The 12,380-nt window shown below is 69.5% G+C and carries 13 protein-coding genes; 5 read left to right on the top strand and 8 right to left on the bottom strand.

Going from position 1 to position 12,380, the window contains the following annotated elements:
* The first annotated feature begins 46 nt into the window (after positions 1-46).
* The 3 genes from ACWD02_RS17120 to ACWD02_RS17110 all read left to right on the top strand — a co-directional run bounded on the left by ACWD02_RS17120 (position 47) and on the right by ACWD02_RS17110 (position 1,653).
* On the top strand, positions 47-238 hold the full coding sequence (locus ACWD02_RS17120; RefSeq protein ID WP_451210687.1) for a CsbD family protein: 192 nt from the start codon (positions 47-49) through the stop codon (positions 236-238).
* A gap of 219 nt (positions 239-457) precedes the next feature.
* Positions 458-883: a hypothetical protein gene (locus ACWD02_RS17115; RefSeq protein WP_451210684.1), complete on the top strand. Its 426-nt coding sequence runs from the start codon at positions 458-460 to the stop codon at positions 881-883.
* 83 nt (positions 884-966) lie between these two features.
* Entirely contained in the window at positions 967-1,653 is a 687-nt protein-coding gene (locus tag ACWD02_RS17110; protein ID WP_451210681.1) for a DUF6766 family protein, read from the top strand.
* Between the two features lie 27 nt (positions 1,654-1,680).
* On the opposite strand, the gene ACWD02_RS17105 is transcribed toward ACWD02_RS17110, so the two are convergent.
* The 5 genes from ACWD02_RS17105 to ACWD02_RS17085 all read right to left on the bottom strand — a co-directional run bounded on the left by ACWD02_RS17105 (position 1,681) and on the right by ACWD02_RS17085 (position 6,645).
* Positions 1,681-2,460 (bottom strand): uracil-DNA glycosylase, encoded by a 780-nt coding sequence (locus ACWD02_RS17105; RefSeq protein ID WP_451210678.1) that lies wholly within the window; start codon positions 2,458-2,460, stop codon positions 1,681-1,683.
* Positions 2,457-3,005 carry an isochorismatase family cysteine hydrolase gene (locus ACWD02_RS17100; RefSeq protein WP_451210676.1) on the bottom strand — a complete coding sequence of 183 codons (549 nt, stop codon included), beginning with the start codon at positions 3,003-3,005 and terminating at the stop codon, positions 2,457-2,459. The genes ACWD02_RS17105 and ACWD02_RS17100 overlap by 4 nt, the downstream gene beginning before the upstream one ends.
* A 94-nt stretch (positions 3,006-3,099) precedes the next feature.
* Positions 3,100-3,630: a YceI family protein gene (locus ACWD02_RS17095; protein WP_451210673.1), complete on the bottom strand. Its 531-nt coding sequence runs from the start codon at positions 3,628-3,630 to the stop codon at positions 3,100-3,102.
* A 139-nt stretch (positions 3,631-3,769) separates the two neighbouring features.
* A complete protein-coding gene (locus ACWD02_RS17090; RefSeq protein WP_451210671.1) occupies positions 3,770-5,275 on the bottom strand; it encodes a SulP family inorganic anion transporter in 1,506 nt (501 codons plus the stop codon).
* A gap of 146 nt (positions 5,276-5,421) precedes the next feature.
* A complete protein-coding gene (locus tag ACWD02_RS17085; protein ID WP_451210668.1) occupies positions 5,422-6,645 on the bottom strand; it encodes a 4-hydroxybenzoate 3-monooxygenase in 1,224 nt (407 codons plus the stop codon).
* Positions 6,646-6,750: 105 nt separating this feature from the next.
* On the opposite strand from ACWD02_RS17085, the gene ACWD02_RS17080 reads away from it, so the two are divergent.
* On the top strand, positions 6,751-7,263 hold the full coding sequence (locus tag ACWD02_RS17080; RefSeq protein ID WP_451210665.1) for a hypothetical protein: 513 nt from the start codon (positions 6,751-6,753) through the stop codon (positions 7,261-7,263).
* Between the two features lie 82 nt (positions 7,264-7,345).
* Positions 7,346-7,879 (top strand): chloramphenicol phosphotransferase CPT, encoded by a 534-nt coding sequence (gene cpt / locus ACWD02_RS17075; RefSeq protein ID WP_451210662.1) that lies wholly within the window; start codon positions 7,346-7,348, stop codon positions 7,877-7,879.
* A 157-nt stretch (positions 7,880-8,036) separates the two neighbouring features.
* On the opposite strand, the gene ACWD02_RS17070 is transcribed toward cpt, so the two are convergent.
* From ACWD02_RS17070 to ACWD02_RS17060, 3 genes are all read right to left on the bottom strand, one after another.
* Positions 8,037-8,393, bottom strand: coding sequence for a PRC-barrel domain-containing protein (locus ACWD02_RS17070; RefSeq protein WP_363206036.1), 357 nt, complete (start codon positions 8,391-8,393; stop codon positions 8,037-8,039).
* 163 nt (positions 8,394-8,556) lie between these two features.
* Positions 8,557-10,620, bottom strand: a complete 2,064-nt coding sequence (locus ACWD02_RS17065) for a CocE/NonD family hydrolase (RefSeq protein WP_451210659.1) — start codon at positions 10,618-10,620, stop codon at positions 8,557-8,559.
* A gap of 40 nt (positions 10,621-10,660) precedes the next feature.
* Positions 10,661-11,965 carry an ATP-grasp domain-containing protein gene (locus tag ACWD02_RS17060; protein ID WP_451210656.1) on the bottom strand — a complete coding sequence of 435 codons (1,305 nt, stop codon included), beginning with the start codon at positions 11,963-11,965 and terminating at the stop codon, positions 10,661-10,663.
* Positions 11,966-12,380: the final 415 nt, after the last annotated feature.

Here is a 12,380-nt window from a genome sequence, read left to right as displayed (position 1 = left end):
ACCGTGTGTGACACCGGTGGGGCGCTGTATCGACAAAGGAGTGGTCATGGCTGACAAGGGCGGCATGGACAAGATGAAGGGCAAGGCCAAGGAGATGACCGGCAAGGTCACGGGCGACCGCGGCAAGCAGGCCGAGGGCAAGATGGACCAGGCGAAGGGCGAGGCCAAGAAGTCCATGGGTGACGCCCGCAACCGCGCCGAGGAAGCGCGCGACTCCATGAAGCGCCGCGACGCCTGACCAGACTTCCGCAGAAGCCCCCGCCCACTCCCGTGCGGGGGCTTTTGCCGTTCCCGGTGGTCTCCCGACCGTCTCCCCGGCGTCTTCCCCGTTGTCTCTAGGCCGCCGAGATGAATCGTTCCGCTCACCACAGCGTGTCGGGCGCGCGGGGTCCGCCCGCCCGGAGGGTGTGCGGCATCGTCGCCCGCAAGCGGCGGTCCGTGAAGGAGAGCAGATCTGGTGCGCGGTGTGCGGGGAGCGAGAGCGGGTGCGCTCGTGGCAGTGCTGCTCGCCGCCGCCCTGAGCGGCTGCGGCAGCGTCCAGGAGCGCGAGGACTCCGCGTCGGCGGTGGTGCTCCGCTTCCAGGAGCACCTGCGGATGACGGACACCGCGCGCGGCTGCGCGGCGCTGGCCCCCGGGACCCGCGACGAGCTGGAGCAGAACGCCGAACTGCCGTGCGTCCGCGCGCTGTCCGACGCGGGGCTGCCCAAGGCCGGCACGGCGGACGAGGTGCGCGTCGTCGATGTGTACGGGCGTCAGGCCCGTGTCGTGACGAACCGCGACACGCTCTTCCTGTCGTCCTTCCCCGGCGGGTGGAAGATCACGGCGGCCGGCTGCACCGAGCGCCCGGAGATGCCGTATCAGTGTCTGATCAAGGGCGGTTGACGGGTGCGGGCGTTGTTCACGCTGTATCTCCTGACGGTCACCGGAGGCCTCGTCTACTGCATCACGCTGGGGCTGATGCAGCGGTGACGCGGGCAGGGCGCTTCCTGCGCGACAACGGGCTGACCCTGGTGTTCGGCACCGGATTCGTCCTCACCCTGGCCGGCCAGGCGGTCGCGGGGCACGCCGACTTCAACAACCATCTCGTCGCCGAGCAGCTGCGGCCGGTCAGCTTCGGCGGCTATCTCCTCACCTCCGACTTCGCCGTGGACGTGACGGAGAACTGGCAGTCGGAGTATCTGCAGTTCTTCCTCTACATCTTCGGCACGGTCTGGCTGCTCCAGCGTGGCTCGCCCGAGTCCAAGGAGCTCGGCAAGGCGGGCCCCGAAGCGGACAAGGACCAGAAGGTCGGGCGGTACGCGAAGGCCGACTCGCCGCGCTGGGCAGCCGCCGGGGGCGCACGGCAGGCCTGGTACTCCCGGTCCCTGGGCACCCTCATGTGCACGTTGTTCCTGTTCTCCTGGCTGGCGCAGTCCGTCACCGGCGTGGCCGCGTACAACGAGGAGCATCTGCGGGAACTACAGGCGCCCATCGGCTGGTTGCAGTACTTGGGCGCCGCGGACTTCTGGAGCCGCACGCTGCAGAACTGGCAGTCCGAACTCCTGGCCGTCGGGTCGATGGCCATCTTCTCGGTGTACCTGCGTCAACGCGGCTCACCGGAGTCGAAGCCGGTCGGCTCGGCCCATGACTCGACCGGGGTCGAGGGCGGCTGAGGCCCTCGGGGGCGGCGGCCTCGCCGGTCAGTCCGGCCCGTCCCTTTGTGCGTACGGCGCGATGCCCGCCTCGCCCGCCGCCTCGCGCAGGACGTCCTTGAGCATGTCCGGGGTCAACCGGCCGGTGAACGTGTTCCGCTGGCTGACGTGGAAGCAGCCGTGCAGGGTGACGGGGCCCGGCCTGGCTTCCCCGGGCGCGACAGCCGCCGCGCGCCCTCCGGGTTCCTCCGCGTCCTCACGTTCCAGCGTCACCCGCGCCCCGTGCGCGAAGCGCGGCCGGGGCTTCGGCACGCGCCAGCCCGCCGCCGCGAACGCCGGCAGGGCGGCCTGCCAGCCGAACGCCCCCAGGATCACCGCTGAGCGCAGCCGGGGCCCCAGCAACTCCATCTCCCGTACGAGCCATGGCCTGCACGTGTCGCGCTCGCCGGGGGTCGGCTTGTTCTCGGGCGGGGCACAGTGCACCGGAGATGTCACCCGCACTCCGCGCAGCGTCAGGCCGTCGTCCATGGACACCGCATGGGGGCTCGACGCGAGGCCCAGCTCGTACATCGCCCGGTAGAGGACGTCTCCGGAGCGGTCGCCCGTGAACATCCGGCCCGTCCGGTTCCCGCCGTGCGCCGCGGGTGCGAGCCCGATGACGAGCATGGACGCATCGGGCGGCCCGAACCCGGGCACCGGCCGGGCCCAGTACGTCCAGTCCATGAAGGCGGCCCGTTTGACCCGCCCCACCTCTTCGCGCCACTCGACGAGGCGGGGGCAGGCGAAGCACCCCGCCACACGCGCGTCCAGTTCGTCCAGCGGGTTCATGCGGACCCGAACAGCGCGTCGTCGGTGGAGCGGACCAGGCGCGCCTGCATGTTCCGTTCCATCATCTGCAGCGCGGCAGTGGCGAGGTCACCGTGGATGCTCGCGCAGGCATCCTCGGCGACGACGACGTCCAGGTGCCTGATGTGCGCGTCGAGCGCCGAGTAGAGGACGCACTGCTCGGTCACCTGACCGCACAGGAGCACGGAGTCGATGCCGCGCTGGCGGAGCAGGTACTCCAGAGGGGTGTCGTAGAAGATCGAGTGCCGGGCCTTCACCACGAAGAGCGAGTCGCCGTCGGGACGGATCGGAGCGACCAGATCGGCGTGCGGGCCGCTCAGGGCGATGTCGAGCAGCTCGTCGTGCTGCGAGCGCCACAGACCGAAGTTGTCGTTGGCGTAGATCACCGCGATGTCGTCCTGCCGTGCCCGTTCGATCAGTCTGCGGACGTTGGGCAGGACTTCCTCGACCGACTTCCGGAGGATTTCCGCATCGGGGTGGTCGTACGTGTTGATCATGTCGATGACGATGAGAGCCTCTGCAGCCATGTTCCGAGTCCATCACGCGCCGCACCCGTATCAACGGACGCCCCGCCTGGATGCGCCCCCGCGCCTGCCTCGCGGGCTGACCGGGACCGGCTGATCAGCCGGCGACCGCTTCGACCACGAGGTGGATGTTCAGGCGGCGGCCGGTCATGCCCTTGGCCGTGGTCACGCCGAACGCGTACCGGTCGACGGTGGCCGTGCCCTCGACGGTCAGGCGTCGTCCGTTCAGCTCGACCGCCCCGACCGTGACGGCCACGGGCCGCGTGACGCCTCGTACCGTCAGTTCCCCCTGGAGCACTGCCGTGCCTGTCGCGGACCGCGTCACCTGACGGCTGCGGAACTCGATCTCCGGGTGCCTGGCCGCGTCGAGGTAGTCGGCGGACGTGACATGCCGGTCGCGGCGCTCCAGGCCGGAGTCGAAGGATGCCGCCCCCACCGTGACGTCCACCGAGGACGCGTCGGCGGGGTCGGCCACGGTGATCTGCCCCCGGCTGATGCCGAAGGTGCCCCGGACCGGGAAGAGGCCGAAGACCGTGCGCGTCCGGAAGCGCACCGTCGAAGCCGCCGCGTCGATCTCGTACGTACCGCTCCTCGGCACGCTCTGCTCTGTCGGGCCCGTCAGGTCCATGGCTTCGGCGCCTCCCTCTGCTGCCGTCCGCGGTGGTTCGGGCACCCCGCGGTACTCCCTTCAGCGTGCCTGCCGGGCGGGGCGCGGGACAGATCCGGATGTCGCCGGTCCCCCGGTACAAATGTCCCGCGGCGGAGGGTCAGTGGCCGCCGGTGAGTTCGCCGGTGAGCTTCTCGTGGATCTGGGCGCTCGGCTTGTTGAGGCCGATGATCTCCACGGTCTTGCCGCGCTGGGCGTACTTGTTCTCGATCGCGTCCAGGGCGGCCACGGAGGAGGCGTCCCAGATGTGGGCGGCCGTCAGGTCGATGACGACCTTGTCGGGATCGCCCGCGTAATCGAACTGTCCGACGATGTCGTTGGAGGAGGCGAAGAACAGCTCGCCGGTGACGGCATAGGTCACCCGGCCGCCGTCCGGGTCGGTGGAGGCGGTGACCTCGGCGAGGTGGGCGACGCGCTTGGCGAAGATGACCATCGCGGTGACCGATCCCGCGACCACGCCGACGGCGAGGTTGTGCGTGGCGACGACGCAGACCACGGTGACGACCATGACCGCGATTTCACCGGCCGGCATCCGCTTGAGCGTCTTGGGGGCGACGGAGTGCCAGTCGAAGGTCGCGAAGCAGACCATCACCATCACGGCGACCAGCGCGGCCATGGGAATGTCGGAGACGACGGGCCCGAAGACGATGCACAGGACCATCAGGAAGGCACCCGCGAGGAAGGTGGACAGCCGCGTGCGGGCCCCGGACACCTTCACGTTGATCATCGTCTGGCCGATCATGGCGCAGCCGCCCATGCCGCCGAAGAAGCCGGTGACGATGTTGGCGATGCCCTGGCCGATGGATTCACGGGTCTTGGAGGAATGCGTGTCGGTGATGTCGTCGACGAGCTTGGCGGTCATCAAGGACTCCATCAGGCCCACCAGCGCCATGGCGAACGCGTAGGGCGCGACGGTCGTCAACGTGTCCATCGTGAACGGCACATCGGGCAGGCCCGGCACCGGCAGGGAGGACGGCAGCTCGCCCTTGTCGCCGACGGTCGGCACCGCGATGCCGGCGCCGACCGTGATGACCGTGAGGATCACGATGGACGCGAGTGGTGCCGGGATCACCTTGGTGACCTTCGGGAAGAACACCATGAGGGCGAGCCCGCCCGCGATCAGCGGGTAGACGGGCCAGGGCACGTCGTGCATCTCGGGGACCTGCGCCATGAAGATGAGGATGGCGAGGGAGTTGACGAAGCCGACCATCACGCTGCGGGGCACGAAACGCATCAGCTTGGCGACACCGAGCGCGCCGAGGGCGATCTGGAAGACACCGGCCAGGATGACGGCCGCGACCAGATGACCGAGACCGTGCTCACGGTTGAGCGGGGCGATGACCAGGGCCACCGCACCGGTCGCGGCGGAGATCATCGCGCGGCGTCCGCCGACGATCGAGATGGTCACGGCCATGGTGCAGGAGGCGAAGAGACCGATCGCGGGATCCACCCCGGCGATCACGGAGAACGAGATCGCCTCGGGGATCAGCGCGAGCGCGACCACCAGACCGGCGAGCACCTCGGTGCGCCACACCTTCGGGTCGGACAGCCAGTCGGGACGCAGCCCACGCAGCCGGGCGGCCGGGGACGGTGCGGACGTGGACAAGAGAGGTACCTGTCATGCTCGGGCAGCGCCTGGCATCACCCTGGGCGTGCGAAAAAAGGGGCCGGGAGCGCTGCTCTCGACGGCTGCGACACGGCGGGGGGCTCCCTACCCTAACCGGGCAGCGAACACGGCCAGATATCCGAGCCTCAGCTGTCGGCGCTCTTGCCGATGTAGAGCTCGGCGAACGCGGCCGCGGCCGCCGGAGAACCGAGGATTCTGCGCAACCGGGCGGTCGCGATGCCCGCCTGGAACGGGTCACCCGACGACGCCCCGTGCAGCAGCTCCGAGAGCCACCGGGAGAACTCCTGGTACTGCCACACCTTGGGCAGGCAGGACTCCGAGTAGGCGCTCAGACCGCTCTCGTCACCTTCCGCGCAGTAGGCGACGAGTGCGTCCCCGAGCAACAGGGCGTCGTGGAGGGCCAGGTTCATGCCCTTCGCCGCGATCGGGGCGGCGAGGTGCGCGGCGTCGCCCGCCAGGTGGAGCCGCCCGTACGACATGGGTTCCACCACGTAGTTGTGCATGTCGAGGACGCGCTTCTCGATCAGTGGCCCCTCGGTGAGCGGCGGCGCGCCCGCCACCGCGAGGCGGGCGTGCAGTTCGGACCAGACGCGCTCGTCCGGCCAGTTCTCGGGGGCGTCGCCGGGCGGGCACTCCAGGTAGTAGCGGGTGACCTGGGGGCTTCGCGCCATGTGGGCCGCGAAGCCGCGCGGATGGAGGCCGAAGACGACGCAGTCCGATGACGGCGGGGCCTGGGCGAGGAGGGCGAGCCAGCCGATGCCGTAGTCGTGCCGGGCGACGGTGGCCTTCTCCGCCGCGGCGTAGGTGCGCGTCACGCCGCGCGCGCCGTCGCAGCCCGCGATGGCGTCGCACTCGATGCGGGTGCGTTCGCCCGTCTCCGGGTCGGTGTACGACACCGAGGGGCGGTCCGTGTCGATGCCGTGCAGAACGACGTCGCGTACACCGAAGCGGATGTCGCCGCCCGCCCGGTCGGCGTAGGCGCCCACCAGGTCCGTCACCAACAGGGGCTGGGGGTAGACGAAGTGGCGGTGACCGGAGAGCTCTCCGTACGCGAACCGGTGGCGCTCCCCCGCCCAGCGGAACTCGCATTCGCCGTGCGTCTGTGCCTGGGACAGGAGACGGTCGGCAAGACCCCGCTGTTCCAGGGCGCGCACGGCCCATTCCTCGATGAAGCCCGCGCGCGGCCGCTGTTCGATGAACTCCCTGCTCTCCGTCTCCAGGACCACGCAGTCGACGGAGGCGGCACGGAGGATGTTGGCGACGGTGAGGCCCGCCGGTCCGGCTCCCACGACGACGATGCGGGCACGCCGTCGGGGCGCGGAGGGCTCGGGAGCCGGGGCGAGGTTCATCCGGGAATTATGACGCGGACACGACGAGCGCGAGACCATCGGGGAGGTGTCCGTCCGGGCGGCGGCCATCGGATGTGGTGCGACAATCTGCCCGGGACCACGCCCGTGCCCGATCTCCGGTGCGTCGTCCCGAAGCGGGAGGCGCCGGTCACGGACGTCCCCGGGGCAGCGGCGCCCCGGCGGGCCGGCGGTGGGGAGGAAACGATGGTGGTGGAGTGGCGGTACATCGCCAAAGGCGTGCGGGTCGTTCCCGAACCCGTGGCCACGCCCTTCATCTGGACGGGAGCCTATGCGGGCGCCTTCGTGCTGGTGACGGTGCTCGATCTGCTCGGTGCGCTCGACCGGACGGGGATCGCGCTCGCGGCTCTCTCGGTGCTGGCCGCGCTCCTCGGGGTGCGGGGCCGTTTCGTCGCGGCGCCGGGGACGGCCCTGTTGTGCTGGCTGCTCCTGAACTTCTTCGCCGCGCATCCCATCGGTGAGATCTCCTGGGCCGGCCACCGGGACCCCGAGTGGATCACGTGTCTGCTGGCCGCGGCGCTGGTCGGCACGACGGCGGGCCGGGTGCTTCACGCGCGGGCCGCCTACCGACGCGTCAGCCCGTACGACAGCACAAGCTGACCGGACGGGTCGCGGACGGCACCCGGGACGGGGCCGGTGAAATCCGTTTCCGGTGCCGCGGTGCGGCTCTTACCCTGGCGCGGTGAACACTCGAGTGATCGTTCTCAACGGCGGTTCCAGCTCCGGCAAGTCCGGCATCGCGCGGTGTCTGCAGGCGGTGCTGCCGGATCCGTGGCTGGCCTTCGGCTGCGACACGCTGGTCGACGCCATGCCCGCGTCCCTGCGGACCGGTACGGAGGGGATCGAGTTCGCCGACGACGGCAAGGTGGACGTCGGCCCCGCGTTCCGGACGCTGGAGGCGGCCTGGATCGAGGGGATCGCGTCGATGGCCCGCGCCGGAGCCCGGGTCATCGTCGACGAGGTTTTCCTCGGCGGTCCGGCGTCCCAGGAGCGGTGGCGAAAAGCCCTCGGTGACGTGGAGGTGCTGTGGGTCGGCGTCCGCTGCGACAGCACGGTCGCCGCCGGCCGGGAGACGGCACGGGGCGACCGGGTCGCCGGAATGGCCGCGTCCCAGGCCGAATTGGTCCACGACGGCGTGCTCTACGACATGGAAGTAGACACGACGCACACCGAATCCCTGGAATGCGCCCGGACGATCGCCACCCGCGTCCGTTGAGCGAAAACATGCGGATGAGCGAAAACACGCGGACCTGAATTCCGCCGGGCCCGCCCCTCCCCGAACACCCGTATAAACGCCTGATGGCGTCCGAGGCATGTGCTGCCTCGGACGCCATCGGTGTCAATGGGGCGGAATGTTCACGCCACCGCGAGGGTCAGTGACCCGGGCCGAGGCCGCCGTAATATCCGCCGAGCTGGTCGCGGTAGGCGGGGTCGCCCAGGTGCTTTTCCTTGTCGAACTCGGGAGCGTCCTTGATCTGCTCCTTGGTACGCGAGACGAGAATCTTCCGCGCCTCGTGGTCGATGGCGGTGACGGTGCTCGCGGGCAGCAGCACCTCCTTGCCGAAGATCCACACTCCGGTGTCGACCACGATGTACTGGTTGGCGACCTCGTTCGAGTGCTTGTCGACCTTGCCGATGTGGCCGTCGGCCGCCTCGACCTTGTAACCGGTCAGATCGGCGTCCGGGCCGTGCCCGGCGGTGGGAGCGTAGCTCCAGATTTCGTTGCTCATCGAGAACTCCTCAATTCGTTTTCCCTGAAACGCAGGGATTCACATAGCGGGAGGAGATGATCAACCTCCAACGCACCGGGTGCCCTGCCATTCAGCAGCCAAACAGAAACTTCCGGCCGTCTCACCGCAGCTCATTCCGCCGCGGCGCCACAACAGCGTGGTGTCACAGCAAGTCGCGTGGCACGGTTTCATTCCAGGTACGCGAGAAAACCCTCCGGTCACCCTCGTAACCGTCCAGGGTGGCGTCCACCCGGAAATGGTCCTCGTCGCAGCTGAGGACCGTGCGGGTCTCCACCCGTACGTCCCAGTCGTCGCGCCGGAAGGACATCGTCCAGGCCGACTCGCCGGCCGCGGAGGTAAAGTCCTCGGCCTTGGAGGTGTAGCGCTCGTAGGCCCGGCGGCCCACGTCCAGACCGATGTCCTCGAGGCGCATCGTCCCCCGGTCCTTGACGATCTCCAGCTCCGCGGAGTAGTCGACCAGGTCACGCTTGACCTGCCAGCGCTCCTCGGGGGCGACCAACTGGACGGGAGACCTCGGCTGCGTGCCTTCCGGTTCACCGAAGGGCTGCTCCGCCAAGGCATCGGGCTCCGACACCGGGCGGACCGGGAGCGTCAGGGTGCTCGACGTCTCGTACACGGTCAGGAGCACCGGCCTGGGCGGCGGCCAGGCCAGCGGCCAGTACGAGGTGGACAGCGACACACGAATGCGGTGACCTGGCGGGAAGGCCTGGGCGACGCCGTTGAGCGGAATGGCCGCGCGGTATCGGCGCCCGGGTTCGAGGGGACGCGGATCGCCGTGGGCCTCGCTGCGGGTGAGGTTGAGCAGGCCGTAGCTGACACGGGTGGCGCTGCCGTCGGGCGCCACGTCGGACAGCCGGACCGCGACCATGGCCACCGGTTGGTTGACGCTGAGGTCGAGTTCCACGGTGGGCGAGCCGAGGATTTCCGTGCGCTCGGTCAGCGGGTCGGTCTCGAAGACCAGCGAGCCGCCGTCCTCCTCACGCTGGTCGTAGGGCAGGTCGGGGGGCGCGTTGTAAGAGGCCCACTTCCCGCCGAACTGGCCTACGGACAGCGGTGATTGGACGGAAAGGCCCTCGTCCGCACCCGGCCGCTCCTCATCGGGCGAATCGCGCGACGCGGCGGTCCCGGAGACCGGATCGGAGAGACCGTGGCGGGTAAGGCGCCGCACGACGGGAGTGACGTGCGGGGAGGGCCAGGACGGCTCGCCCACCCAGCGTCCCGGACGTTCCTCGTACGACGTGGAGGGCGGCACGCTGTCCTGCATCCAGGTCCGCAGCATCGGCCCTTCCATGACGCCGTTGTCGACGCCCTTCAGCCAGTGGTCCCACCAGCGCACCACTTCCTGGAGGTAGCCGATGGCGGGGCCGGGCTCACCGAGGTGCGGGAACTTGTGGGACCAGGGGCCGATCAGCCCCTTGCGCGGCACGTCCAGGTTGCCGAGCAGACGCGTCACCGCGTTCGAGTAGCCGTCCGCCCAGCCGCTCGACGCGAGGACGGGACAGCGTACGGCCTGGTAGTCCTCGCAGACCGAGGCGTGCCGCCAGTAGTCGTCGCGGCGCTGGTGCTTGAGCCATTCGAGCACCCAGGGGCGGGTGCCCTCCATCCGCTCGTGCCACATGTCGCGCCACCGGTCCCCCACCGTCGCCGGGTCCGGGGGCATGGTGCCGTAGGCGAACATGGTGCCCGCCTCGGCGAGGTTGTCCGACAGAAGGGCGCCGCCCATGTAGTGCATGTCGTCGGCGTACCGGTCGTCGGTGAAGGACGCGATGACGATGGCGCGCAGGCTCTCCGGCTGCCGCGCCGCGACCTGGAGCGCGGCGAAGGCACCCCAGGAGATCCCCATCATGCCGGTGGTGCCGTCGCACCAGGGCTGGTCGGCGAGCCAGGCCAGGATGTCCTCGGCGTCGGCCTGTTCCTGTTCCAGGTACTCGTCCTTGAGCACCCCTTCGGAGTCGCCGGTGCCGCGCAGGTCCACGCGGACGCAGGCATAACCGTGCCCGGCGATGTAGGGGTGATGGATGGAGTCCCGCTCGGCGGTCAGATCGCGCTGCCGGTAGGGGATGTACTCCAGGACCGCGGGGACGGGGTCCTGGTCGGAGGACGTCGGCCGCCAGATGCGGGCCGCGAGGCGGGTTCCGTCCGCCACGGGGATGGTGACGTGCTCCTCTTCCTTGGTCTCGTACGGAAGGTTGCTCACATAGCGCAAGCCGAGACACTCCTTCGTGTTGCGGGGGGGTGTTCGCCGTTCAGTCGTTCTTCGTGTCGCGGCCGCCGGGCTCCGCCTCGTCGAAGGTCAGGCCGAGGGCCGCCACGCACTGGTCGTACTTGGCCCGCATGTCCTCCTCGCTCTCCCCGCCCGTGAAGATGTGCGCCAACTCGTAGCTGTAGCTGTCCTGTTCGGACGCGTCGGACAGCCGTTGCCCCTCCTCGACCACCACGTCGACGCGCACGCCCGGGATGCGGCGCTCGATGCTCTCGATGTCCTTGCGGGAGGGGACGTTGTGCACGGTGGCGTCGGCGAACCAGCGGTAGTACCACTTGGCGGCCGTGGCGTACTTCCCCTTGCGGTACGGCAGTTGGGGGTCCTTGCCGAGGGCGAGGCTCAGCATGCAGTGATGGTTGGGCACGCCATCGACGTACTCGAACATCTCCGCGTGCGACTGGGAGTGCCGCGGGTTGATCTCCAGGAGGTTGATCGCGTCGGTCCGCGGGTCGTAGAAGTACTCGATGCTGAAGGTCGCCGCCTCCATGCCGATCTGCCGCATCACCCGCTCCGACACGTCCCGAAGCTGTTCGAGGACGGGCTCGGGAAGAGCGGAGGGGTACTGGTGGCGCAGGAAGCACGAGGAGTCGGGGTACTGGATCGAGTCGAGGATGCCGTAGATGGTGACCTCGCCCTCATGGACGTAGCCCTCGACCGCGACCTGGATGCCGTTCAGCGCACCTTCGGCGAGACATACCTGGCCGCCCACGTCGGCCATCTCCGGGGGCAGCTCGACGCGGGCGAGTATGTCCTCGAACGGACGGCCGATGCGCCCCATCCCCTGACGGATGCGGTCGGCCGCCTCGGTGAACTCGGCCTGGTCGCCGACGCCGTAGGCCAGCTCCGAGGAGTAGGACAGCGCGGGCTTGAGCCACATCGGGAAGACCATGCCCTCGGGGGGCTTGGGGTCGTCGCTGTCCATGTCGACCCGCCCGAACGGCGGATGCGCGTCGGTGACCCGCTGCTGTTCCAGGCGGCTCCAGTACTTGTGCTCGCACTTGACCACGGAATCCAGACTGGTGCTCCGCGTCCCGTAGCGCTCGCTGAGAATCGGCACGAGCGTGCTGACGGGGAAGTCCCAGTAGCCGACGATCGCGTCGATGTGGCCGTCGAACGCGTCAAGTATCCGCTCCGCCTTGTCCAGCAACGCGGGAACGGACACCTCACCGCTCTGCAGCTCGTCCACTGTCAGGAGGGGGTGGAAGACGTAGTCCTGCGCGTCGGGGACCGCGCGCAGCATCGGCAGATTGGCCTCATCGAGGCCGAGTACGAAGATATTGAGCGGCATGGCGCCCTTTCTGTGTGCCCGGGTGCCAGCGGCTGTTCCGCTGAGTGGCTGGGGTGGCCGCGTACCCAGGTCGCAGTGGCGCAATCTCGGCCCCCTCGCCACGACGGCACTCGACTCCCCTGTCCGGCGGCTCCCGGCGGCCCTCACGTGTGCGCCCCGCTGCGCAGGGCACCTGGGAGATCGACAGTCGCGGGAGCGAGCCCCGAGCAGCCGAGGAATCCATGAGGCCAGAGAGACACCCGGTCGGTCCGACCCGTCACTTTGCGTCACCACCCGAGTGGTGGCAGGTGCGGGAACAGCGGAGTGTGGTGAGAGGGCCGGACCAGGAGGGGCATCGTCCGGCCGGCCCCGCAATCACCGGAGGTGCGTGATGGTCGCCGATACAGCCGCTGGTGCGGCCCCGGGACACCTGATG

The organism is Streptomyces sp. NPDC002853 (assembly GCF_053591915.1).
The sequence above is the reverse complement of the archived record's forward strand: the minus strand, read 5'-3'. Positions and strand labels throughout refer to the sequence as shown.

Coding starts and splice junctions, on each gene's coding strand:
- ACWD02_RS17120 (WP_451210687.1), top strand. CDS start 47: ATGGCTGACAAGGGCGGCATGGACAAGATGAAGGGCAAGGCCAAGGAG.
- ACWD02_RS17105 (WP_451210678.1), bottom strand. CDS start 2,460: ATGAACCCGCTGGACGAACTGGACGCGCGTGTGGCGGGGTGCTTCGCC.
- ACWD02_RS17100 (WP_451210676.1), bottom strand. CDS start 3,005: ATGGCTGCAGAGGCTCTCATCGTCATCGACATGATCAACACGTACGAC.
- ACWD02_RS17095 (WP_451210673.1), bottom strand. CDS start 3,630: ATGGACCTGACGGGCCCGACAGAGCAGAGCGTGCCGAGGAGCGGTACG.
- ACWD02_RS17085 (WP_451210668.1), bottom strand. CDS start 6,645: ATGAACCTCGCCCCGGCTCCCGAGCCCTCCGCGCCCCGACGGCGTGCC.
- ACWD02_RS17070 (WP_363206036.1), bottom strand. CDS start 8,393: ATGAGCAACGAAATCTGGAGCTACGCTCCCACCGCCGGGCACGGCCCG.
- ACWD02_RS17060 (WP_451210656.1), bottom strand. CDS start 11,965: ATGCCGCTCAATATCTTCGTACTCGGCCTCGATGAGGCCAATCTGCCG.